Here is a 21,593-nt window from a genome sequence, read left to right on the forward strand (position 1 = left end):
CAAAACCTCCAGGACACGTTCCTGAACAGCGTACGCAAGTCGAAGACGCCGCTCACCATTTTCCTGGTCAATGGCGTGAAGCTGCAGGGCGTGGTCAGCTGGTTCGACAATTTCTGCGTCCTGCTGCGTCGCGATGGCCAGTCGCAACTGGTCTACAAGCACGCCATTTCCACCATCATGCCGGCGCAGCCCGTCCAGCTCTATGAGCCCAGCGCCGACTCCGACGACTGAGACGCTTGTCAAAATCCACATCACGGTCGATTGACCACGCCGCGCCGGTCCTGAAGGCGCTCGTCATCCATCCGGCGCGGCAACTGCGCGGTCAGGCGGCCTCCGAAGCCCGGGATCCCAACTCCCGGCTGGAGGAGGCTGTCGGCCTCGCGGTGGCGCTCGACCTTGAGGTCGTGGAGGCGTTGATCGCGCCCCTGCGCGCCGTCACGCCGGCGACCCTGTTCGGCAAGGGCAAGGTCGAGGAGTTCGCGGGCATCTGCGAGGTCGAGCATATCGACGTCGCGGTGTTCGACGACCAGCTCACCCCGATCCAGCAGCGCAACCTCGAAAAGGCGCTGGAGGTGAAGGTCGTCGACCGCACGGGCCTGATCCTTGAGATCTTCGCTCGCCGGGCGCGGACCCGCGAAGGCCGATTGCAGGTCGAACTGGCTAGGCTCGAATACGAGCGCTCGCGTCTCGTCCGAACCTGGACCCACTTGGAACGTCAGCGCGGCGGCACCGGCTCGACCGGCGGTCCCGGCGAAACCCAGATCGAAATCGACCGTCGCCTGATCGCGGGGACGATCATCAAGCTCAAGAAGGAGCTTGAAGAGGTGCGCCGCACGCGGACCCTGCACCGCAGCGCGAGGAAGAAGGTGCCGTACCCGACCGTCGCCTTGGTCGGCTACACCAACGCCGGCAAATCCACGCTGTTCAACCGCCTGACCGAGGCCGAAGTTCTGGCCAAGGACATGCTGTTCGCGACGCTGGATCCGACCCTGCGAACCGTGAAGCTGCCGGACGGCCGTCCGGCGATCATGTCTGACACGGTGGGCTTCATCTCAGACCTGCCGCACGAGCTGGTCGAGGCCTTCCGGGCCACCCTGGAAGAGGTGCAGGAGGCCGACGTCGTCCTACACGTCCGCGACGTCGCCAATCCCGACAGCGAGGCCCAGGCCCGCGATGTCGAGACGGTCCTGTCGGAGCTCGGCGTCACCCTCGACAGCGGCAAGATCGTGGTCGAGGTCTGGAACAAGATCGACCTGCTGTCCGAGGACGATCGCGAGATCGTCGAGGGCCAGGCGCGTCGCGTCGGCGCTTCGGCGGTGTCTGCCGTCACCGGCGAGGGCTGCGAGGCCTTGCTGCGCCGGGTCGGCGGGCTGATCGACGACTCCCCGCCGGTCGAGGTGCGTCTGGGGCCTCAAGATGGTCAAGCGCTGGCCTGGATCTATCGCAACGGTCGCGTCTTGGGCCGCTATGACGGCGAAGGCGGCGAGGTCACACTGGTGGCGCGGCTCGACGGTCAAGCGCTCGGACGGTTCGAGCGCCAGTTCCCTGACGCCCGGGTCGAGCCGGCGGCGACCTAGTCCTTCGCTTTTTCGGCTGCCTTGGCCTCGTTCCAGATCGCGTCCATCTCGTCCAGATCCGACTGACCCGGCGTCTTGCCGCGCTGGGCCAACTCGCGCTCGATGAAGGCGAAGCGGCGCGTGAACTTGGCGTTGGTGGCGCGCAGGGCGTCCTCCGGATCCACATCCAGTTTGCGCGCCAAGTTCGCGCAAACAAACAGGATATCGCCCAGCTCCTCTCGCGCCTTGGCCACGTCGCCGGCATCGATTTCGACGGCGATCTCGTCGGTCTCCTCGCGAAGCTTGGCGAGGACCTCGGCGGCGGTCGGCCAGTCGAATCCGACTCGGGCGGCGCGCTTGGTCAGCTTCACCGCGCGGGTCAGGGCGGGCAGGCCGGCCGGGACGTCGTCGAGGACACCAGTCTTGGCCTTGGCCTGGCGCTCCTGGGCTTTCAGGGCCTCCCAACCCTCGACCTGGGCCGAGAGGCTTTCATAGGCGTGGTCGCCGAACACATGCGGGTGGCGGCGGATCATCTTGTCCGAGATCGCGGCCGCGACGTCGTTGATGTCGAACGCGCCTTGCTCCTGGGCAATTCGCGAATGGAAGACCACCTGCAGCAGCAGGTCGCCCAGTTCCTCCTTCAGGTCCGACAGATCGCCGCGCTCGATGGCGTCGGCGACCTCGTAGGCTTCCTCGACCGTGTAGGGCGCGATCGTCGCGAAGGTCTGCTCCAGGTCCCACGGGCAACCGCCATTCGGATCGCGGAGCTTGGCCATGATCTCGACCAGGCGAGCGATGGGGCTTTTGTCTTCACTCGGCGGGGGCGGAGAAGGGGACATGGGACTCGGTCTGGGCTGCGGGCGACGCGGTGTTCGCCTCGGTCGAATCTCGCGCCGCGAGCTGGCGCTGAATCTCGGCGAGACGTTCCGCATCCAGCGGATAGCGCAGCATGATGACCGCGACCAGCACGCCCATGACGGCCGGGACGATGGCATAGAACATCGTCAACGCCGTATCGCCCGCCGCGGTCGGCGTCTTCGGATCGAACCCCAGCCACGCGAGAACCGGAAACACCCCGATCGCCAGCGCATAGCCCAGCTTCAGGGTCCCGGTGACGATGGCGTAGAGAAGGCCGGTGCGATCGACGCCGCTCTCCAGCCGTTCCTCGTCACCGATGTCCGCCATCATCGAGCGGACGAGCATCGGTGCGGCGGTATAGGGCAGGCCCGCCAGCACCAGGACGGCCATAGCAAGGACGGTGTTGCTGGCCGGGGTTAGAACAGCGGCGACCTGGACCACGGCGTACATCACCCCGCCAACGGCCATGGCCCCGTGCTTGCCGATTCGCTTGGCGACGGCCGGCCAGATCGGAGCGCCGGCCAGGGCGGCGATAAAGTAGACGAGCAACAGGATGCCCGACTGCGTCTTGTCGAAATTCTTGATCCGCTCGAAGAAGAAGATGAACAGCGCGCCGGCGATGCCGGGGGCTACGCCCATCAGCAGGTCGGCGGTCAGCAGCCTGATCACTGACGGCCGTCGCAGCAGCGCCAGATACTGCTTGATGCCAGCGGCATGGCGGACAGCGGGCGCCGGCGGCTCGCCCACCACGCCCACGGCGAGGATCACGCTGAGCGGCAACAGCGCGACGATGAACCAGCCCATCGCTTGGATGCCTGCGGTGTGATCGCCGCCGGTCAGCTTGGCGATCAACGGCGGCAGGCAGAGCACCAGGATCATCCCGACCACGTTGCCGCTCTGCCACCAACCATAGATGCGAGAGCGCTGCTGATAATCGGTGGAGAGCACGCCGCCCCAGGCCGTGTGAGATAGAACGCACATCGAATAGCCGGCATAGGTGACGAGGAGCCAGGCCCAGAGATAGACCGGCGTGACGCCGGGCCTCCCCATGAACAGCGCAAAGGCCCCGATCGCCACCAGGGGGGCGCCCGCCAGCAGCCAGGGTCGGAAACGGCCAAGGCGCGTCCTTGTCCGGTCCATCATGCCGCCGACGAACGGGTCAAACGCGATGTCGATCAGCCGCACGATCAGGAACGCCGCGCCGACCGCAGACAACGAAAGGCCTACCGTGCTGACATAGAACTCGGGAAGGTAGACAACCAGGGGCAAGCCGAGCGCTGAGATCGGTATGCAAGGGGCCGCGAAGGCCGCCAGGGCCCCGGCTGAACGTCGCTGGGTCACGCCTTACTCCTCCCCGCGCTGTTGATCGCGCTTCGATGCTCGCCGCTATGCGGACTAGGCGCCCAATGTGCGGGGATCGGGTGAGAAGCGCCAGAGGTCATGCACTTCAGTACGTCGAAAATCCGCCGTGGACGCGCGACGTTGGAACCTCAAGACCGCTCAGGCGCTCGCTTTCGCCGTTCCGCTTTGGCTCTTCCTGATCTTCGGCCTTTCATCCAAGGCGCTCGGCGGCGGAGTCGCGCTGGCGCCGCCGGCCATCTGTCACTTTGCGCTGATTACCCTCAAACGCCTTTCTGGTGCGGGCGCGGAGCGCTGGCTCCGCGCCCCCGCTCTATCAGAAGTCCACCGAGAGGCGACCGTAGTAGTAGCCGCCAGAGACGCCGAAGGGCGAGTTGCCGCCGAAGGGGGCGAAGCCGTTGGTGTCGGGGACGGTGTTGCGGTCGGGATAGACGTCGAACAGGTTGTTAGCGCCCAAGGCTACGTTGACCCGCTTGCTGGACCGCGTAGCCGACCTTCAGGTCGGTCAGCCACTTGGCGCCGTAATGCTGGTCGGAGGTCACCACGTTGTTCTGGCTGTCAAAGGCGCCATAGCGGCTTTCGCGAAGGTTCACCCGCCAGCTGTTCTTCGTCCACTCGGAGCCGAGCAGCAGCTTGGTTCGCGGCGCGGCGACGGTCACAGACCCCGCTGCTGGCGAGCGAACAGCGTCAGACCCAGTCCCGCCAGCTGGGCCGGGTTCGCGGCGACGCCGGCGATCCGCGTCTTGTTCCAGTTGAACCCAGGGTGAACCGCGCCCTGCCCAGAGCGCCGAGGTCCCGCGCATAGCCGCCGACCAGATCGACGCCGGTGGTGTTGGTATCGATGGGGTTGGCGAATTAGCGCACCGACAGGTTGGAAGGCAGGCCATTGCGGACGAGGATCTGGCTGACTCCGGTCCCCGAAAGCAGGCCGGTCAGGGCGTACGGTCGCGCATTTCGATGCGGTAGCCGTCCAAGGTGATCGACAGGCGAGGCCGCGGGGTGAGCGCCAGGCCGATGCTTTCGTTCGTCGAGGTTTCCGGCGTCAAGGGCTTGGCGCCAGGGCTTGGCCAAAGGCGGACTCCGGCCGCACCGTCTTGGACTCGACGAAGGTGCAGGCGCCGTTAACGATGTTGGCCTGGTTCGATGTCTGGGCGTAGCCCTGCTCTGAAAGCGATGGCGCGCGGAAGCCGTTGCTGAAGAGGGGGCAGAGCTGCACATCCATGAACAGCGACTGACGGCAAGAAGCAGGCGCATCAGCGCTCCAGGTCGATCAGTCAGCGACCCACTGCTTTTCCTGGCGGTGGCGCTTTCGCCGGAACATTGCAGATGCGTCACCGACCGCAGCGTCGCATGGAGACCGGCGACGCGCGTACGCTGGGAAGATTGCCTGGTGCTGATTGAGCAGCAGTGGTGATGTCACTGACTCTTGAGGTCGCGACTGTCGGCCTGAACGATTTCAGTGTGAGACCTGACTCCATAAGCCGCGACTGCCTCCAAAATCGCGCAAATAGACTCCGAAATGCGGGACTGCTTTAGGGCTTGTGCTGGAGGAGACCTCTCCGGCTAGCTGTCCTGAGATTTTGGAGACCGCCCTGGCCGAGGTTGTCGCTAAAGGAAGCCCCTGTTCCAGGCCACTAGCGGCCGGGCGGGGGAGAGCGTGCTCTCCTTCGCGGTGACGATCAGGATTGAGTGCGTTCCAGCGTCCGCGACGCTGTCGATCACGCAATGCGCGCGAGCCAGCCCGCCGCGATAGGCGGGGGGAGATCCTGGCGACAGGCGCCAGCGTTCAGGCGAGAAGCGTTCCGAGGCGCGGGCGGAGCTGGCATAGCGCCAGGCTTCGTCTCGGTCGTCGGCGCTCAGCAGGGCCACGCCGCACTCAGTCGCGGTCGCCAAGGCATCATGGCACCTTGCCTCCTTGCGGACGCAGAATAGGAAGCGGGGCGGATCGACCGAGAGCCCGGTGATCGAGCTGACGAGGAGACCGCGCGGCGTGCCCTCGTCCCAGCACGAGATGATGGCGACGCCGCCCGCCAAATGGGCCAGGACCTCTTTGAAGTCGGCCTGGACTGGCGCGGCGGACCGCGACGGCGAGGCGGCGTCGTAGGCCATGGCTCAGCTCGCCACAGCGGTCGGGTTGGCGTCACGCTCGGCGATCAGCTGGCGGACCAGCGGGATCAGATCGCGACCATAGCCGATGGCGTCCTCGACCGGATCGAAGCCTCGGATCAGGAAGGTCGAGACGCCCAGGTCGTAGTAATCCAGCAGGCTCTCGGCGACCTGCTCGGGCGTGCCGACCAGGCCCGTGGAGTTGCCTTGCGCGCCGGTGACGGCGGCGACACCGGTCCAGAGGCGCTTGTCGAGCCGCGAACCCTGAGCGGCGGCGTCGAGTAGGCGCTGCGAGCCGGCGTTGGGCGGGCGATGGCCGCTGGTCAGCAGGCCGGCCGCTTCGCGCAGGGCCTTGGTGCGCTTGACGATCTCGTCGGCGCGTTTCCAGGCGGCTTCCTCCGTGTCGGCGATGACAGGGCGCAGCGACAACGAGAACCGAACCTGACGGCCGTGCTTGGCGGCGGCGGCGCGCACGCGGGCGATCGTCTCGCGCACCTGGGCCTGGGTCTCGCCCCACAGCGCGAAGATGTCGGCGTGCTTGCCGGCCACCGGGATGGCGGCGTCGGACGAGCCGCCGAAATAGATCGGAATGTGCGGCGCCTGCAGCGGCTTCACCGCGCCAAAGCCCTGGTCGACCTTGTAGTACTGGCCCTCGTAGTCGAACGGCTTGTCGCCCGTCCACTCGGCGCGGACTATGTCCAGGTACTCGCTGGTCCGGGCGTAGCGTTCGTCCTTGGTCAGATGGTCGCCGTCCTTGGCGAGTTCCTCGTCCGAGCCGCCAGTGATGATGTGCACCGCCACGCGGCCGCCGGTGAAGTGGTCCAGCGTCGCAAGCTGGCGCGCCGCCAGGGTCGGCTGGGTGAAGCCCGGACGATGGGCGATCATGAAGTTCAGGCGCTTGGTCACCGAGGCGGCGTGCGCCACGACGAGCTGGCTCTCCGGACCCGTCGAGTGGAAGGCGACCAGCGCGCGGTCGAAGCCGCCTTCCTCGTGAACGCGGGCGGTCTTTTCGACATAGGCCACATCGATGGCAGGGCCGGTCGGCGGGTGGATCTCGGAGGCGTGTTGCGTGCCGATGAAACCGATGAATTCGACGCTCATGGCGTTCTCCAATGTGGTTGGACGGATGTTAGGGCGGGGCTCGCCCGGCGATGAGCGAGGAGTTCTGAGGTGGTTTATGAGCGGGGCTCATCAGGCGGTGACGGGCGCGGCCTCCTTGCGTAGGGCGCGGACGACCGAGGGGCGCGCGAAGGCGCGGGCCGCCTTGGCGCTCCAGGCCGGATAGAGGGCGGTGTCGATCGACCGGCGCTCCGCCCAACGCCAGATGACCAGCGCGTAAGCGTCGACTGCGGTGAAGGCGTCGCCCAGCAGCCAGGGGCCAGGGCCTCGCGCGAGGTGTTCGATGTCCGTGAGCGTGCGCGCGAACCGGGCTTCCCCGGGCGTCGCCAGAGCGGCCTTGGTCGCATCGTCGTCGGCATAGCGCTCGGGGCGGGCGATCTGGGCGAAGGCGACGTGGACGGTGCTGGCGAACCAACTCATCACCTCGTAGGCCTTGGCCAGTTTCAGGGGATCTGCCAGCGGTAGGAGCTCGCTGTGCGGGTAGCGATGGGCGAGGTAGGTCAGGATCGCCAGGACCTCGGTCACCGGCTGGCCGTCGACCACCAGGGTCGGCACACGACCGCGCGGATTGACCTTGAGGTAGTCCGGCTTGCGCTGATCGCCGGCGGCGAGGTCCAGACGATGTCCGACATAGGGGATGTCGAGCTCCTCCAGCGCCACGAGGGGCGCGAGGGACGAGGAGCCAGGCGCGAAATAGAGCTGCAGGGTCATCGCCGGCCTCAGATCACGTAGAAGCCGTGCGTGCCGTCGCGGGCTAGCTGGTCCACCAGGCCGAACTCCCAGTCGAGATAGGCCTGCATGGCTTCTGCGGCGTTGTCCGTGCCCTCGTAGGGGCGCTTATAGTTATCCGTCGGGGCGTTGGCGGCGCGGGTCAGACCCGTTTCCAGAGCGCGACCCGCGGCGATCCAAGCCTCCGTGCCGCCGGCCAGGACTTGGACCGGCCTCTCGGTAAGGGCTTCCAGCTCGGGCGCCGCGAAGGTCGCCAGGGCGCCGTCGGGCGACGTCAGGACGATGGTCTTGTTTGGCGGGACCTGGGTCACGGCGACATCGAGCTGGGCGCGGATCGCAAACCAGGCTCCCGGGACGTGGCCCTTGCGGTGAGCGGGGCTGGGCGCGAGATCGATCATCACGACCGCTTCGTCGGCGATGGCTTGGGCCAGGTCGCGCGGCGAGATGGTCTCGACCTCGGGCAAAGCCGGTAGGCTGGGCGTCCACGTTCCGCGTTCCAGCGCTTGGCTGAAGCCGCCGTCCAGTACGTAGACCTCCCAGCCTAGCTGGGCGAGCCAGGAGGCGGTCATATCGGCGCGCGGGCCAAGATCGTCAGCCAGCACGATGCGGCCGCCACGCACGGGCGCGAAGACGTCGGTCTCTTGGACCAGCTGTCCGCCCGGCGCGGAGCGGAAGCCGGGGATGTGCCCGGTGACGTACTCGTCCGGCGTCCTGACGTCGAAGCGGTAGAGGGTGCGGTCGACGTCTCGCTCCAGGTCTTTCAGGTCTTGGCTGTCCAGCCGTCGAACGCCGGCGCGGTAAGCGACGTCGCGGGCGCGGGCCCGGGCCTCTTCCAGCGTCTGTTCGCCCACGCTGGGGAACTTGCGGCTCTGGCCATGCTCGAGCGTCTGCTGGGCCAGGGTCCAGCCGATCGTGCCGTTGCGCAGGGCGAAGACCGGGTTGGGCAACCCGGCGTTCACCAGCGACTGAGCGCCGATCAAGCTACGGGTGCGGCCGGCGCACTTGACGATGATGGTCGTGGATGGGTCCGGCGCCAATTCCCTGGCGCGCAGCACCAGCTCCGCGCCCGGCGTGCTGATGCCGCCCGGGATGCTCATGGTGGCGTATTCCTCGAACCGGCGGGCGTCGAGGATCACCTGGTCGGCCTTAGCGTCGATCCGCGCCTTGACCTCCTGAGCGGGCAGGGACGGGGTGTGACGGCGCGCCTCGACCAGTTCGCCGAACGCCTTGCTGTAGGAATTGACGTCCTGGAAGAGCTCGTAGCCGGCCGCTCGCCAGCCCGCGAGACCGCCGTGCAGGGCGTGAACGTTCGTGTAGCCCAGCTCCGCCAGCCGCTCGGCCGCTGGGGCCACCAACCCTTCGGCGTCATCGTAGAGCACGATCTTGGTCGCCTTGCGGGGGACGCGGTCGAGGATCTCGATCTCCAGTCGGCTTAAGGGCAGCTGCGAGGCGAACAACGGGTGGGCCTTGGCGAACGGGTCTTCCTCGCGCAGGTCCAGGAGGGCGATTTCGCGCCGGGCGATCAAGTCGCGGCGCACCTCGTGCGGCGTGATCAGGGGCAGGGTCATTCGGCGGCTCCATAGGCCAGGGCGCTGGCGCGATCGAACAGGAGAGGCGGCGGCACGTCGGCGTAGCCGGAGATGAAGGTCTTGGGCTTGCCCTCGGAGTCGTAGGTCGAGCGCTTCACCGTCCCGATGTCGGCGCCGTAGACGTGGATGCTGATCGAGGTCCGGTCCTCGAAGGCGTTGGCGACGCGGTGGATGTCACCAACGTTTGGCGACACGGCCTCCACCTGGCCGGGCTCCAGGCGATGAACCGGACCGACGGCGGTCAGCGCGCCGTCCGTCCGGTCATAAGCTTGCGACAGCTCCGCGCCGCGCAGCACGCCGATCAGGCCCCAGACCGTATGGTCGTGGACCGGCGTGGCTTGCCCCGGTCCCCAGACGAAGCTGACCACCGAGAACCGCCCGGCCGGATCCCGGTGCAGCAGGTACTGCTGATAGCGCGTGGGATCCGGCAGGCTTTGCGCCTCGGGCAGCCAGTCGTCCTGGGCCACGAGTTCGGCCAGCAACGCGCCGCCCTCGCGCAGGATGACCGCCTCGTCGCCGGTGCGATCCAGCAGCGCGGAGAGCTCGGCGACGAAGTCGGACAGGCGATGAGGGCGATGCTGGCTCATGGATCACAGCGCGTACTTGAGGGTGACGAGGTAAGTCCGGGGATCGGGGAAGTTCAGCAGGTAGATCCCCGTCGACGGCGTGTAGGTGGAGCTGACCGCCTTCTGCGAATTGAGGATGTTGCGGACCGACAGGCTGACGGCCCACCGCGGGTCGGGCGTGGTCCAGGTCGCGACGCCGTTCAGGAAGCCTTGCGAGGGGATGTTGTTCTGGCCGCCAGCAGCCGGCGTGGCGCTGGTGACGATCCCGCTCTGCCACTGAGCGTTCAGGCCAAGCCGCACGGAGCCCGGGATGTCGAGCGCCGGGTCGTAGGTCACGCCGCCCGAAACACTCCAGCGGGGCGAGTTCAGCAGGCGGTTGCCGTCGGCGTTCACCCCGGCGCCGCCGGCGCCCTTGTAGTCGTCGTAGATCGCGTAAAGCCATCCGACGCTAAACTGGGCGCCCAGACGCTCGGTCGGGCGCGCGTCGGTCTCAAGCTCGACGCCATAGGTGTCGGCCTTGCCCGCGTTGCCTCGGCGGCTGCCGACATAGGCCGGATCGTAGAACGAGACCTGCAGATCCTGATAGTCGTTGTAGAAGGCGGCGAGGTTCGCCCGCAGTCGCTGGTCGAAGAGCTGGGTCTTCAGGCCCGTCTCGTAGGTGGTTACGTCCTCGGGCGCGAAGGGCAGGGTGGCTAGGTCCAGGCGTGTGGCCCGGTTATCGAAGCCGCCCGACTTGAAACCCTTCGAATAGCTGACGTACTGCAGGACGTCCGGCGTCCACTGGAACTGGGCCGAGACCTTGGGCGTGATCGCTGACCAGGTCTTGTCGGCCTTGCCCTTGATCGACTGCGACACGACCTGGCCCGCCAGATTCAGGCCCTTGTTGTCGAAGACGAATTCCTTCTCCTCGTTGGTCCAGCGTAGGCCGCCGGTCAGCGAGAGGCGCTCGCTCGCCTTCCAGGTCGCCTCGCCGAAGACCGCATAGGCGTCGGTGTTGGTGATGTTGTGGGCCCGGGCCAAGTTGTAGTTGCCGGGCGTCACCGTAGGGTCGGTCGCTTGGGCGTTGCGGCGGCTGTAGCCGTCGCGCTGCACGAAGAAGCGCTCGTGCAGATAGAAGAGCCCGCTGGTGAAGGTCAGAGCGCCGAAGTCGCCGTTCAGCTGCAGTTCCTGGGTGGCGTACTGATCGTTGTAATGGATCAGGTTCTTCTGGATCAGCGCCGCCTCGCCGTCGTTGTCATAGGCGACCGGATTGAGGTTGAAACCGCAATACGAGCTGATCGACTTCAGTTTCAGCTGGTCGGTCAGGTCGTACTGCACGCGTAGCGAGACGCTGGCCTGGTCGAGGTCCTGGACGGGCTCGACCTCAGAGTAAGACCGATCCTTGCGGAACGCGCCGCCGGGCTGCTTGACCGCGATATAGCTCCGCGTGTCGCTGCGATCGCGCAGGGCGTTGACCGTCAGCAGGGCGTCCAGCCGATCGGTCGGGGTCCAGCGCAGCTTGGCGCGGAAGGCGTCGAGGTCGATCCGGTTGACGTCGTGGTTCAGCGTCGGGTCGAAGGTGACGCCGTCGCGCTTGTGGTGAATGTACGAGAAGCTGCCCGAGAGCTTGTCCTGAACCAGCGGCCCCTCGATCAGCGCCCGGACATCGACCGCGCCATAGTTTCCCAGGCCCACCTCAGCCTTGGCGCGCAGCGTCTGGCCTGGATCGCGGGTGATGACGCGTAGAGCACCGGCGCTGGAGTTGCGGCCGTAGAGCGTGCCCTGAGGGCCACGCAGCACCTCGACCCGCTCCAGGTCGTTGAACTCGACCATCGAGCCGATCTGGCGCGGGATGTAGACGTCGTCGACATAGACGGCCAGCACCGGCTCCTGGATCGGATCGGCCTCGCCGACGCCGCGCAGGGCATAAGTCTGGGTCGTGTGGCTGATCGTGACCCGGCTGATCGACAGGTTGGGGATCTGGCCGGACAGGTCGCGGAGGTTGTCGATCTTGCGATCGGCCAGAACCTGCTGGCCGAAGGCCGAGATGGCGATGGCGGTCTTCTGCAGGTCTGTCGCGCGCCGCTCGGCGGTGACGATGACCTGCTCGACGGCGGGCGCGACGCCATCGGCGGCAGGTGTCGGCTCGGCGGCCTTCGCCGTTCCGAAAGCGGCGAGGCCTGAGCTCAAAAGTAGAAGAGTTCGCAGACGGCGATTGCCGCATATCTATCCCCGATTTATTTCATAGGGATTTGCCATCTGCTCAATCGCAACTCAACGAATATAAAATCTTCAAGTGAGTAGTTTTACTTAAATCATAAATGATGATGATCTATATTTGTTTTCCTCAATCTATTTGAAATAAGGCGTCAGCCGGTCGTCCCAGAGCGGCTTCACCTCGACGCGCTCCGGAATGATCTTGGCGGCCGCGAAGGTGTCGGCCACGGCCTGTTGCGAGGCGATCGCCGCGTCGCTGATCGGCTCCAGGATCGAAGCCGTGCTGCGTTCGCGGAACTCCTGCTCGTAGTAGGCTTGCTTGATCCCCGTGGCCTGGGCCCGAACCCGCGCCCAGCGCACGCCGTCCGCATTGATCCAGTCGAACACCTTGCGATAGCGGCGGACATAATCGCCGATGGCGGCCAGCCGCGTGGGATCGTCCAGCGCCTCCTTGGACGCGGTGATCAGATAGTTGCCGGAGAGAATGCCCTGGGCCGTGGTCAGGACCCGGGCGCCAGCCTCGCGCGCCTGGTAGACGATCACGCCATAGATGATCCAGGCGTCGAGCGCGCCGCTCTGGAAGGCAGCCAAGCCGTCCTGCGGCGACAGGGCCACGGGCATGATCCGAGAAAATTCGCTCGCAACCGGCGCGCGTCAGCGCATCGGCCTGGAGATCCAGACGCTGGTCGGCGGTCGATACACGAGCGTAGCCAATTAGCATGCTGTCATTGTCTCAAATCTCATCCGGACCGCCAAACGCGCGCGTTTGATTTCGCGACACGGTTTCAGGACCCCTCACATTCAAGTCAGCCGGGGAGGGCGGATCGCGCGAGAAGGGGGCCGATTAACCTGCGTTTTTCGGACAGCGCACTTTGCACAAGTGTTGGCCTCCCAGCAGCAAACTCATCAAATCATAGCAGCACGAATTTCTGCTGGGTTTCGGCTAGAGCTAGCAACGTCCAATAGCTATGGCGGGTGGACCCACGCCTCTATTTCGAGATCACTTAACTGCTCGGCAGAGCTGGGCATTGCTCCAGACGGTCATGTGCGGAGACGCGCAGACCACGCCGCCTGGGTGACTGGGCGTAACGGAGCCTGATGGCGTTGTCTTCTCGGTGTCTTGGTAGGGGATCCATCGGATGATCATCACCCCCGCAAAGGCGGCTACACCACCGAGCGCCATCCCGCCCAGATATCGCCAATCGAAATTGTGCGAAATTGCGAGGAGCACGAGGCATATACCTATCAGGCCTCCGCCCCCTTGGACGAGCAAACAAGACACCTGTCTAATGCTTGCTTGGGTACCAGGGGACATCCCGATCGCATCTCTAGTTTAGGTGAGCCATGCACCATTCGGGGGCGGGCCGCATTCAGGAAGCGTAGCAGCCTCTCCCGACAAATCCGACGGCACGCTTCTTCAACGTGGAGCGCAAGGCCAAGTCGAGAGCGACACCTCCGCGAGCATTGCGAGGAGCCCGCCCTTGATCTCTTGGCGTAGGAACTCAAACTCGTCAGCGTCTTCGCTGCGGCTCAGTATCTGACGGAACGCAAATACTCCCACCTCAAGGTAGGCGGCTGGGGCTGGCCCCTGGCCGGCGGCCACTAACCGGCCGACCAGTTCAGTGACGCCAGCACCCACTTCGTCGCTGGTTGGAGCGAAAATCACACTGATAGTGTGTAGAGCGTGGTGGCAAAGTCCGCAAGTTCCAATATGTGCCAGCGGATCCGGAACTTCGTACGATTGGGCAGGCGGTACGTCGACGCCGGCTTGAGCTCGGCATGAGCCAGGAAGAGCTCGCCGATGCGGCGGGGCTGCACCGAAACTATGTCGGTGGGATTGAGCGAGGCGAGCGGAACGTAGGCGTGAAGGCGATACTAGTGCTCGCGCGCGCTCTAGCCACGCGCCCTGGGACTCTTTTCGACGCCTACTGACTCATTGGCGACCTTAGGAACGTCCGCTTTCTGGCGGCGGGGATCGTGCTGATGACTAGGGCTCAGACTTGGCTCATCGCCGGTTGGATAAAGACGTCGGACAGCTTCGCTTTAGGCTGCGGCGGGCGCTGCTTTGGCCGGCGGCGGAATGACGAATATGCTGGCTGCAGAACTCGTCCCGTGTCATCGCCTGATAGAAAGCGAAGCTAGACTCAAACCGGGGACATGGGCATGGCGCTTGTGAAGACCACGACTTTGGCCGGTCGCGCCAAGTCGCGCACGAGCAACGAGCCGGCGCCGGTCGAGGCGCAGGCTGCAAAACGCAAGTCGACGCGCGTCTCCGCATCCCGGCGCGAAACCGCGTACGAGCGCATCGGCGCCGCGGTGCTCGAGCTTGGCAGCGGGATCGCCGAGGCGGCGGGATCCGTTGAAGAGCTGCGCCTGGCGCTTTCCGAAATCGCCGCTGGCGCCGAGGAAGCGGCCGGCGCCGCTCATGAATCGTTGGCCGCGATCACCGCCATGACCGCCTCGTTCGCGCAAGCTCGGGAACGCGCCGAAGTCGCCCGCCAGCGCGCTGACGCCCTGCAACTTTTGCTTACCGAGTCTGGAGCGGCGATCGCGGCTTCCGTGAAGGCTGTTCTCGGAAATGCGCGCCGCCAGGTCGCCACCATGGAAACCGTGGCGGCGCTGGAAGCCCACGCGGAGCGGATCGGTGAGATCACCAGCGGGGTGGCCGACCTCGCCGACCAGACCAATCTCCTGGCCCTGAACGCCTCGATCGAGGCGACGCGGGTGGGTGAGCACGGCCGCGGGTTCGCGATCATCGCCGACGAGGTTCGGACTCTGGCGGAGGTGGCCGAGCGGCGATCTCAAGCGATCGCCGCCGCGGTCGTGGCGGTTGCCGGGGGCGTGAAGGATATTGGTGACCGTTTGCGCGGGTCCGCCGCCCAAGCCGAAGCCGACGCCGCTTCCGCTGAGAGCGTGACTACGTCGCTCGACCAGATTCGATCGGAAATGGCGCGACTGGGCGAGGATAGCCAAGCGATCCTCATCGCCGCCGTCGAGGCGGTCGGCGCGGCCAATGAGGCGAGACGGGGCGCCGAGAGCATCGCCAGCGCCGCCGAGGAGCAGGCCGCCGCCGCGGCGGAGGCCCAGCGTTCGGTGCAGCAGCAAGGCCAGTCGCTGGAGCAGAGCGAAACGGCGGCGCGGTTATTGGAAGGTCTCACCGACTGTCTCGTGGAAAATGAGCAGGCGAATGACGCCGCCCAGCAGACGTCGGCCGCCGCCGAGGAGCTCTCGGCGGCGATCCAGGAACTGGCCGGAGCGGCCGCCGAGATCCAGATCGCGATCGATCAAATCGCCCGCGGCGCGCACGCCCAGGCGGCGGCGACCCAGCAAGCCAGCACCGCCATGGCGCAGATTGAAACGGCCGCGGAACTCTCGGCCACCAACGCGGCCGCCAGCGCCGAGCGTATTGGATCGACCCAAGTGCAGCTCCGCGAGGGGCGAGCGCTGGTGACGCACTTGGTCGACGGCGTGTCGACGGCGAACGAGAATGTCGTTTCGATCCTGGCGCGCATGGACAGCCTTGAAGACGAGATGGGGGCGATCGGGAAGCTCGTCGATGGTCTGGCGCTCGTCGCCGTCCAGACCACCATGCTCGCCACCAGCGGGGCCGTGGAAGCGGCGCGCGCGGGCGATGTTGGCGAAGGTTTCGCCGTCGTCTCCGCTGATATCAGGACGCTGGCGCGGGACTGCGCTTCGAACGCCGAGGATGTTGGCGCCCTGGTCGCCAAGATCGGCGCGCAATTGAGCAAGGCCCGGCGCGAGATAGAACAGGCTCTGGCCCTGGGAGAGGCGGAGGTTGATCGAAACCGCGCGATCGTGGAACGCTTGGCGCTGGTTGAGCACGACGCGACGAACTTGCGGGCGGGCGCCGACGAGATCGCCGATGGCGCGGCGAGCGTGATGACGCTGAGCTCTCAGGTTCTGACTGGCGTCAGCCACATCGCCGCGGCGGCCGAGGAAGCTAGTTCCGCTTCCGCCCAGGCGGCCATCGCCGCTCGCCAGCAGTCGCAGGTAGCCGAGGATCTCGCCGCAGCCATCGAAGAGATCGCCCTGTTGGCCAACGAACTGCAGACATCCAGAGCTTGAGATTGATGGCAGCGAGCGCGCGCCAGAGGCTGACTGTCCGCGCTGGCGACACGACACTCTGGATTGACGCCTCAAGCATCGTCGAAGTCGTGCGCACGCCGCGGTTAACCCGTACCCCGCATGGACCGCCGTCCTTACTCGGCCTGGCTCAACATCGCGGCGGCGTCCTCCCCGTGATATCGACCTCTGAACTCCTGGGTGTCGCCGGCGCTCGCCCTGAACGCGTCGTGGTGCTCGGCCGCGGCGCGCCGATCGGACTGGCGGTCGATGCGGTGGGCGAACTGGAAAGCGCCGCGCTGCTCGGGGAGCCGGAAGGAGCCCGCAGGGTCTTGGAAAACCAAGACGGGACAAGTCGCCTCGATCTGGATGAGGCCTTGCTGGCGCATTTCGAGCCCTTTTCGCTCGCGGGACGCCAAGCCGCGCGTCGTGACGCCGCTCGCCCGGCGCAGTTGACCCAGACCCAGTCGGCGGCTCGCTCTTTTCTAAGCTTTTGGGTGTCCGGTCAGATCTACGCCGTTCCCCTCCAGGACGTCAGGGAGGTCGCTGACGCAGAGCGCGCTCTCAGCGCCTCGGGCGCGGCGCGTGACACCGTTGAATTTCGGGGCTCAATTCTGCCGGTGATCGTGCTCGGCGACCGGCTTGGCCTCGCCGCAGCCGCTACAGCAAAGAGACTGATTATCGTCGGAGTGGGCGCTGGGGCGCTGGCGATGGTGGTCGATCAGATCGGCGCGGTCATCCGTCTGGACGATGCTCGGGTAGGCAAGGCTCCGAGCCTCTTCAACCGGCGCGACGACCAAGCCGTGATCGCATCGGTTTTGCGGATGCCCGATGGCAAGGGTGTCATCTCCGTTCTGTCGGTCGACAGCCTGATCGGAGACAGCTTTACTCAGTCCGCGGGCGGCGCAGCCACCCCCAACGGGAGCACGTCGGCCGAGGGGCGTTCATCGGAGCTAGGCTCAAGGCGGGCCCTTATCGTGGGCTCGGGGAGCGAACTTCGCGGCTTGCCCATGGAGATGGTGCGCGAGGTGATCCGTCGCCCTACTCGCTTGGCGAGGCCGCCGAGGTCGCCCTCCAAGCTCCAGGGGGTGATCAATCTGCGCGGCCGCGTGATCCCCGTTATCAGGGACTGGGCCGGCCCGAGCGTTTCGGGCGATCCAGCATACATCGTCGTCGCGTCGATCAGCGAGCGCTGGTTGGGCCTGCTCACCGACCGCGTTGTCGGCGTGGTGGACGCGCCTTGGGAAACGTCGATGCTCGAGCGAACCCGCGGCGGCAACTCGCCATTTCAAGGGGTGATCGGGCACGGAGGGGCGACTGTCCCGTTGATTGATCCCGACGCGCTTAGGCGATCCGCCGAAACGGACTTGGCGAGTCATACCGGCAGAGGAAAAGCCTCACATTGACCCGCGTTCTTGTCGTCGATGATTCCGCCCTGATGCGCCGCGTCGTGGGAGGCGCGTTGCGCGCCGCCGGCTTCGAGGTGGAGACGGCGAAGGATGGCGTCGAAGCGTTGGAGCGTGTCCATGTCTTCGCGCCCGATGTCGTCACATTGGATGTGCAGATGCCGCGCATGGACGGTTTGGCTTGCCTCGACCGGATCATGGTCGAGCGGCCGTGTCCGGTCGTGATGCTGTCCTCGACCACGACCGAGGGGGCGGAAACGACACTTGAAGCCTTGGAGCTGGGCGCGGTGGATTTCCTGCCCAAGCCCGACGGAGCGGTCTCGCTGTCGATCGACACCTTCGAGCCACTGCTGATCGAGGTTGTTTCGGCGGCGGCGACGGCGCGTGTCCGCCGGGCGCACCGTTTGCTCGAACGCGTGAGGAAGCGCGGTCCGGCGGGGCCAAAGGCGAACGTGAGTCAACGCCCGAAAGGCCCGCGCGCAAGTCCCACCAGTGCTGATGGACTTGTTCTGATCGGCATTTCCACAGGGGGGCCGCCGGCGCTCGATGTTGTGCTTTCGGCCTTACCGGACGCGTTCCCGTGGTCCATCCTGATCGCGCAGCACATGCCAGCGACGTTCACGGGGTCTCTCGCGGCCCGTCTCAACACCCTTTGCGCGTTGTCGGTTGTTGAGGTGACCAAGCCGACCAGGATCGAGGGCGGCTCTGTCTACATCGCGCGCGGTGACGCGGACATGATCGTCAGCAGAAGGGCCGAGGGGCTGGTCGTACTGCCGGCGCCGTCCAGCGCCGCGCATCGATGGCATCCGAGCGTCGATCGCCTTGTCAGCAGCGCCATGGACCATGTCGAAGCCAGCGCGCTGATCGGCGTGCTGATGACCGGGATGGGCAATGACGGCGCCGCGGCGATGACCGCTTTGCGGACCGCCGGGGGGCGGACGATCGCGGAGTCAGAGGATACCGCTGTCGTCTGGGGAATGCCGGGCGAATTGGTCCGCCGCGACGGCGCGGACCATGTCGATCCCGTGGGCTTGATTGGGCAACGGTTGCTGCAGTTGGTGGGCGTATGACCGACGTCAGTATCGACGACGACCAGCTCAAAAGCCTCTGCGAATATCTATATCGTCAGACGGGCATGCGCTTCGGCAAGGCCAAGCGCTACTACATCGAGCGCCGCGTGGCCGATCGCATAGAGGCGACGGAGACATCGGCTTTCGACGCCTATTTCGCTGTGGTGCGTTCCGACACTCGCGAGCGCGAGGCGCTGATCAACGCCTTCACCGTGAACGAGACGTACTTCTATCGCGAGGAACACCAGCTCGCGTGCCTCAGCCGTGATCTATTGCCCGACATCGCGAGCGGGCGACGTCCTGGCGACAGGATCAGGATCTGGTCGGCCCCATGCTCGACGGGTGACGAGGCCTATTCGATCGCGATCTGGCTGCTGGAGAATTGGCGCATGGTGGACGCCTACAATGTCGAGATCGTGGGTTCGGACATCGATACGCGCGTGATCGACCATGCTCGGATAGGCCTCTACGGATCACGCGCCCTTTATCGTCTCCCGGACGCGGTCAAGGAGGCGTATTTCGAACCGCAGAAGCATCACAGATGGCGTATCATCGAAGACCTCAGGGAGTCGGTCGCGTTCAATCCGGCCAATCTGATGGATGGGGGGAGCTTGGTCGGGCTCGGCGAGTTCGATGTCATATTCTGCCGTAACGTACTGATTTATTTCGATGAAGAATCGAGAAGAGCGGCCGTTAATAACCTCTATGAACGGCTGGCGCCGGGCGGCTATCTCTGTCTCGGCCATGCGGAGTCGATGAACCGCATCAGTGAGCGGTTTCTCACGCGGCGCTTCGAAGACGCCATCGTCTACCAGAGAGCGAAGGCGGCATGACGGACGATCTGCTCGGCTATTTCCTGGTTGAAGGACGGGAGCTCGCGGCCCAGGCGGGCGAGGACCTGGAAGCGCTGTCGCGGACGCCGAATGATCGCGCGCGGCTGGACAGCTGTTTCCGGGCGATCCACACGCTGAAAGGCTCCGTGGGCTTGTTCGATCTTCCCGCCATGGCGCGCCTGCTTCACGCAGCGGAAGATCAGCTATCGGCGCTGCGGAGCGGTTCGGCGATCACCGCCGAAGGCCTGTATGTCCTCGTCGAGGTCGCCGACCAGATCGATCGGTGGCTGGACAGCCTCGAACACGACGGCGCGCTGCCGGGAGACGCCACGGAAGCCAGCCGTGCGCTGATCGCGCGGCTGACGGGAAAGGAAGCGGGGGACGAAGTCGACAAGCGCCCGGTGGCGATACGATACGTCCCGCGACCCGACGCGTATTTTGTCGGAGATGATCCGATCGCGATCATGGCGAGCGTCCCGGGCCTGGAAGCGCTTGCTGTTTCACTGTGCGAGCAACCGCAGCGCCTCGACGACTACGATCCGTTTCAGTGCAATCTCTTGATCCAGGCGACTTCCAGCGCCCCCATGCGTGAGGTCGAGGCGGCTCTGCGCTGGGTGAAGGACCAGGTCGAGCTTTCCTACGCGAGCGATGAACAGGATCAGGCTATCGAGAGCGGTGGACGCGAAGGGACGGGGGGGCGAACGATCCGCGTTGAGGTCTCCCGTGTCGACCGCCTCGCCAATCTCGCGAGCGATCTGCTCATCGCCAAGAATGGCTTTTCGCCGCTTCTCGCTCAGGTCGACAGGCTTGAAGGCGGGCAAGCCTTGGGCCCGGCGCTCCGCGCACAGCAGGCGCGGCTCGATCGTCTAGTGAGCGATCTGCACGGCGCGGTGGGCAAGGTTCGCCTGACGCCTCTGGCGCCGCTGTTCGGGCGTCTGCCCCGGCTCGTTCGTGAGACCGCTCGCAGCCTTGGCAAGTCCATCGACTTCACTTGCCTGGGTGGCGATGTGGAGGTGGACAAGGACATCGTCGACGGGCTTTTCGACCCCTTGCTCCATGTGTTGCGCAACGCCATGGACCACGGCGTCGAGGGTGCGGATATCCGTCGATCCCTCGGAAAGCCTGAAAAGGGCGGGGTGCGCCTCGTCGCCCGGACTGACGGCGACAAGGTCGTCCTGGAGGTGATCGACGACGGTGCTGGCGTTGATGCCGCCAAGGTTCGAAGCCTGGCGATAGCGCGTGGCCTCGTCGATGAGGCGACCGCCGAAAGTCTGGACGATAGAGAGGCGTTGGATCTCATCTTCCTGCCGGGTTTTTCGACCGCGCGCGAGGTCAGCGAGATATCAGGCCGAGGCGTGGGCATGGACGCTGTCCGCGCCGCTGTGTCTGGCCTCGGAGGGCGTGTCGAGGTTGACAGCGTCCTGGGAGCCGGCTCGACTGTCCGGCTCGTGCTGCCTATCAGCATGGTGTTGGCCAGGGTCTTGATCGTCGCGTGCGGCGAGGAGCGTTACGGGTTGCCTTTGACCGAGGTCAGGGAGACAGCGCGGGTCGCTCCTGAGCAAATTGTTCCGGTAAGGGATGGCGAGGCCTTTCAGCTTCGCGATCAAGTCACGCCGCTTGTGTCCTTGCGCAGTCTGGTAGGTCTGCAGCCCGTCGCTGACCTCGGAACCTCCCGTCGCGTCGTGGTGGCCGAGGTGGATGGCGAACCCGTGGGCCTCTCTGTCGACGCCATTGTCGGGCGCATGGATGTTTCAGTTCGGCCTTTGACCGGCCTCTTGGCCCAAGCGCCTGGCGTGGCTGGCTCCGCGATCTTGGACGACGGCGCCGTGCTGATAATTCTCGATCTGGCGGAGCTTATCGCGTGGGGCTGACCGTCGACGGCGACGTCGTTGTTATCGAGGGGTATTGCAGGGTGGAGGACGCCGAGCCTCTGGTCGCCATTTTGCAGCGAGGAAAAGTCACGGTCGACCTCACCATCTGTGAAGGTCTACATGCCGCAGTCGCTCAGGCGATTCTTGCATTTGACTGTCAAATTGTCGGGAATCCGACGGATCAGTTTTTGTCGAAACTGCTGAAGCCGGCGCTTTCGCGTGGGGCTAAGCCGTAGTTTAAGCGTGTCCTAA

General features: G+C 65.7%; 21 protein-coding genes and 1 pseudogene. 9 read left to right on the plus strand and 13 right to left on the minus strand.

Annotated features, from left to right (window positions below; translation table 11 throughout):
* A partial coding sequence (gene hfq, locus DI526_RS08845) for an RNA chaperone Hfq (protein WP_304276629.1) occupies window positions 1-231 on the plus strand: 231 nt, incomplete at its 5' end.
* A gap of 5 nt (window positions 232-236) precedes the next feature.
* On the plus strand, window positions 237-1,577 hold the full coding sequence (gene hflX, locus DI526_RS08850; RefSeq protein ID WP_304276631.1) for a GTPase HflX: 1,341 nt from the start codon (window positions 237-239) through the stop codon (window positions 1,575-1,577).
* Here hflX and mazG read toward each other — a convergent pair.
* The 13 genes and pseudogenes from mazG to DI526_RS08915 all read right to left on the minus strand — a co-directional run.
* A complete protein-coding gene (gene mazG / locus DI526_RS08855) occupies window positions 1,574-2,395 on the minus strand; it encodes a nucleoside triphosphate pyrophosphohydrolase (RefSeq protein WP_304276633.1) in 822 nt (273 codons plus the stop codon). The two genes, hflX and mazG, sit on opposite strands and share 4 nt — an antisense overlap.
* Window positions 2,367-3,683 carry an MFS transporter gene (locus DI526_RS08860; RefSeq protein WP_369691942.1) on the minus strand — a complete coding sequence of 439 codons (1,317 nt, stop codon included), beginning with the start codon at window positions 3,681-3,683 and terminating at the stop codon, window positions 2,367-2,369. Before DI526_RS08860 ends, mazG begins: the two co-directional genes overlap by 29 nt.
* Window positions 3,684-4,089: 406 nt before the next feature.
* Window positions 4,090-4,230 (minus strand): hypothetical protein, encoded by a 141-nt coding sequence (locus tag DI526_RS08865; RefSeq protein ID WP_304276637.1) that lies wholly within the window; start codon window positions 4,228-4,230, stop codon window positions 4,090-4,092.
* A complete protein-coding gene (locus tag DI526_RS08870; RefSeq protein ID WP_304276638.1) occupies window positions 4,220-4,432 on the minus strand; it encodes a hypothetical protein in 213 nt (70 codons plus the stop codon). Before DI526_RS08870 ends, DI526_RS08865 begins: the two co-directional genes overlap by 11 nt.
* 383 nt (window positions 4,433-4,815) lie before the next feature.
* Window positions 4,816-4,995 (minus strand): hypothetical protein, encoded by a 180-nt coding sequence (locus DI526_RS08875; protein WP_304276640.1) that lies wholly within the window; start codon window positions 4,993-4,995, stop codon window positions 4,816-4,818.
* Window positions 4,996-5,381: 386 nt separating this feature from the next.
* Window positions 5,382-5,882 (minus strand): flavin reductase family protein, encoded by a 501-nt coding sequence (locus DI526_RS08880; RefSeq protein ID WP_304276642.1) that lies wholly within the window; start codon window positions 5,880-5,882, stop codon window positions 5,382-5,384.
* A 3-nt stretch (window positions 5,883-5,885) separates the two neighbouring features.
* Entirely contained in the window at window positions 5,886-6,980 is a 1,095-nt protein-coding gene (locus tag DI526_RS08885) for an LLM class flavin-dependent oxidoreductase (RefSeq protein WP_304276644.1), read from the minus strand.
* A 90-nt stretch (window positions 6,981-7,070) separates the two neighbouring features.
* Window positions 7,071-7,709 (minus strand): glutathione S-transferase family protein, encoded by a 639-nt coding sequence (locus tag DI526_RS08890; protein ID WP_304276645.1) that lies wholly within the window; start codon window positions 7,707-7,709, stop codon window positions 7,071-7,073.
* Between the two features lie 8 nt (window positions 7,710-7,717).
* Entirely contained in the window at window positions 7,718-9,295 is a 1,578-nt protein-coding gene (locus DI526_RS08895; protein ID WP_304276648.1) for a rhodanese-like domain-containing protein, read from the minus strand.
* Window positions 9,292-9,903 carry a cysteine dioxygenase gene (locus DI526_RS08900; RefSeq protein WP_304276652.1) on the minus strand — a complete coding sequence of 204 codons (612 nt, stop codon included), beginning with the start codon at window positions 9,901-9,903 and terminating at the stop codon, window positions 9,292-9,294. The genes DI526_RS08895 and DI526_RS08900 overlap by 4 nt, the downstream gene beginning before the upstream one ends.
* A 3-nt stretch (window positions 9,904-9,906) precedes the next feature.
* The gene (locus DI526_RS08905) at window positions 9,907-12,051 is read right to left on the minus strand and encodes a TonB-dependent receptor (RefSeq protein WP_304276655.1); all 2,145 of its coding nucleotides are present in this window, start codon (window positions 12,049-12,051) and stop codon (window positions 9,907-9,909) included.
* Window positions 12,052-12,213: 162 nt separating this feature from the next.
* Window positions 12,214-12,699: a hypothetical protein gene (locus DI526_RS08910; RefSeq protein WP_304276658.1), complete on the minus strand. Its 486-nt coding sequence runs from the start codon at window positions 12,697-12,699 to the stop codon at window positions 12,214-12,216.
* Window positions 12,689-12,799: pseudogene (locus DI526_RS08915) on the minus strand (recombinase family protein); the annotation flags it as partial. The pseudogene DI526_RS08915 and the gene DI526_RS08910, both read right to left, overlap by 11 nt.
* A 992-nt stretch (window positions 12,800-13,791) precedes the next feature.
* On the opposite strand from DI526_RS08915, the gene DI526_RS08920 reads away from it, so the two are divergent.
* The 7 genes from DI526_RS08920 (at window position 13,792) to DI526_RS08950 (ending at window position 21,577) form a co-directional block, all read left to right on the plus strand.
* Window positions 13,792-14,010 carry a helix-turn-helix domain-containing protein gene (locus DI526_RS08920; protein ID WP_304276662.1) on the plus strand — a complete coding sequence of 73 codons (219 nt, stop codon included), beginning with the start codon at window positions 13,792-13,794 and terminating at the stop codon, window positions 14,008-14,010.
* 231 nt (window positions 14,011-14,241) lie between these two features.
* Window positions 14,242-16,164 (plus strand): methyl-accepting chemotaxis protein, encoded by a 1,923-nt coding sequence (locus DI526_RS08925; RefSeq protein ID WP_304276663.1) that lies wholly within the window; start codon window positions 14,242-14,244, stop codon window positions 16,162-16,164.
* A 5-nt stretch (window positions 16,165-16,169) separates the two neighbouring features.
* Entirely contained in the window at window positions 16,170-17,567 is a 1,398-nt protein-coding gene (locus DI526_RS08930; protein ID WP_304276666.1) for a chemotaxis protein CheW, read from the plus strand.
* Entirely contained in the window at window positions 17,564-18,637 is a 1,074-nt protein-coding gene (gene cheB, locus DI526_RS08935) for a chemotaxis-specific protein-glutamate methyltransferase CheB (RefSeq protein WP_304276672.1), read from the plus strand. The genes DI526_RS08930 and cheB overlap by 4 nt, the downstream gene beginning before the upstream one ends.
* Entirely contained in the window at window positions 18,634-19,470 is an 837-nt protein-coding gene (locus DI526_RS08940; protein WP_304276674.1) for a protein-glutamate O-methyltransferase CheR, read from the plus strand. Before cheB ends, DI526_RS08940 begins: the two co-directional genes overlap by 4 nt.
* Window positions 19,467-21,341 (plus strand): chemotaxis protein CheA, encoded by a 1,875-nt coding sequence (locus DI526_RS08945; RefSeq protein WP_304276677.1) that lies wholly within the window; start codon window positions 19,467-19,469, stop codon window positions 21,339-21,341. Before DI526_RS08940 ends, DI526_RS08945 begins: the two co-directional genes overlap by 4 nt.
* Window positions 21,332-21,577: a hypothetical protein gene (locus tag DI526_RS08950; RefSeq protein WP_304276680.1), complete on the plus strand. Its 246-nt coding sequence runs from the start codon at window positions 21,332-21,334 to the stop codon at window positions 21,575-21,577. Before DI526_RS08945 ends, DI526_RS08950 begins: the two co-directional genes overlap by 10 nt.
* Window positions 21,578-21,593 lie beyond the last annotated feature (16 nt).

Origin of the sequence: Caulobacter segnis (assembly GCF_003243465.1) — a bacterium.
In the GTDB taxonomy this organism is placed as follows: Bacteria; Pseudomonadota; Alphaproteobacteria; order Caulobacterales; family Caulobacteraceae; genus Caulobacter; species Caulobacter segnis_A.

Bases quoted from the DNA above. Each gene is read 5' to 3' on its own strand.
- mazG (WP_304276633.1), bottom strand. From the start codon at position 2,395: ATGTCCCCTTCTCCGCCCCCGCCGAGTGAAGACAAAAGCCCCATCGCT.
- DI526_RS08875 (WP_304276640.1), bottom strand. From the start codon at position 4,995: ATGGATGTGCAGCTCTGCCCCCTCTTCAGCAACGGCTTCCGCGCGCCA.
- DI526_RS08880 (WP_304276642.1), bottom strand. From the start codon at position 5,882: ATGGCCTACGACGCCGCCTCGCCGTCGCGGTCCGCCGCGCCAGTCCAG.
- DI526_RS08885 (WP_304276644.1), bottom strand. From the start codon at position 6,980: ATGAGCGTCGAATTCATCGGTTTCATCGGCACGCAACACGCCTCCGAG.
- DI526_RS08890 (WP_304276645.1), bottom strand. From the start codon at position 7,709: ATGACCCTGCAGCTCTATTTCGCGCCTGGCTCCTCGTCCCTCGCGCCC.
- DI526_RS08895 (WP_304276648.1), bottom strand. From the start codon at position 9,295: ATGACCCTGCCCCTGATCACGCCGCACGAGGTGCGCCGCGACTTGATC.
- DI526_RS08900 (WP_304276652.1), bottom strand. From the start codon at position 9,903: ATGAGCCAGCATCGCCCTCATCGCCTGTCCGACTTCGTCGCCGAGCTC.
- DI526_RS08910 (WP_304276658.1), bottom strand. From the start codon at position 12,699: ATGCCCGTGGCCCTGTCGCCGCAGGACGGCTTGGCTGCCTTCCAGAGC.
- DI526_RS08925 (WP_304276663.1), top strand. From the start codon at position 14,242: ATGGCGCTTGTGAAGACCACGACTTTGGCCGGTCGCGCCAAGTCGCGC.
- DI526_RS08930 (WP_304276666.1), top strand. From the start codon at position 16,170: ATGGCAGCGAGCGCGCGCCAGAGGCTGACTGTCCGCGCTGGCGACACG.
- DI526_RS08940 (WP_304276674.1), top strand. From the start codon at position 18,634: ATGACCGACGTCAGTATCGACGACGACCAGCTCAAAAGCCTCTGCGAA.
- DI526_RS08945 (WP_304276677.1), top strand. From the start codon at position 19,467: ATGACGGACGATCTGCTCGGCTATTTCCTGGTTGAAGGACGGGAGCTC.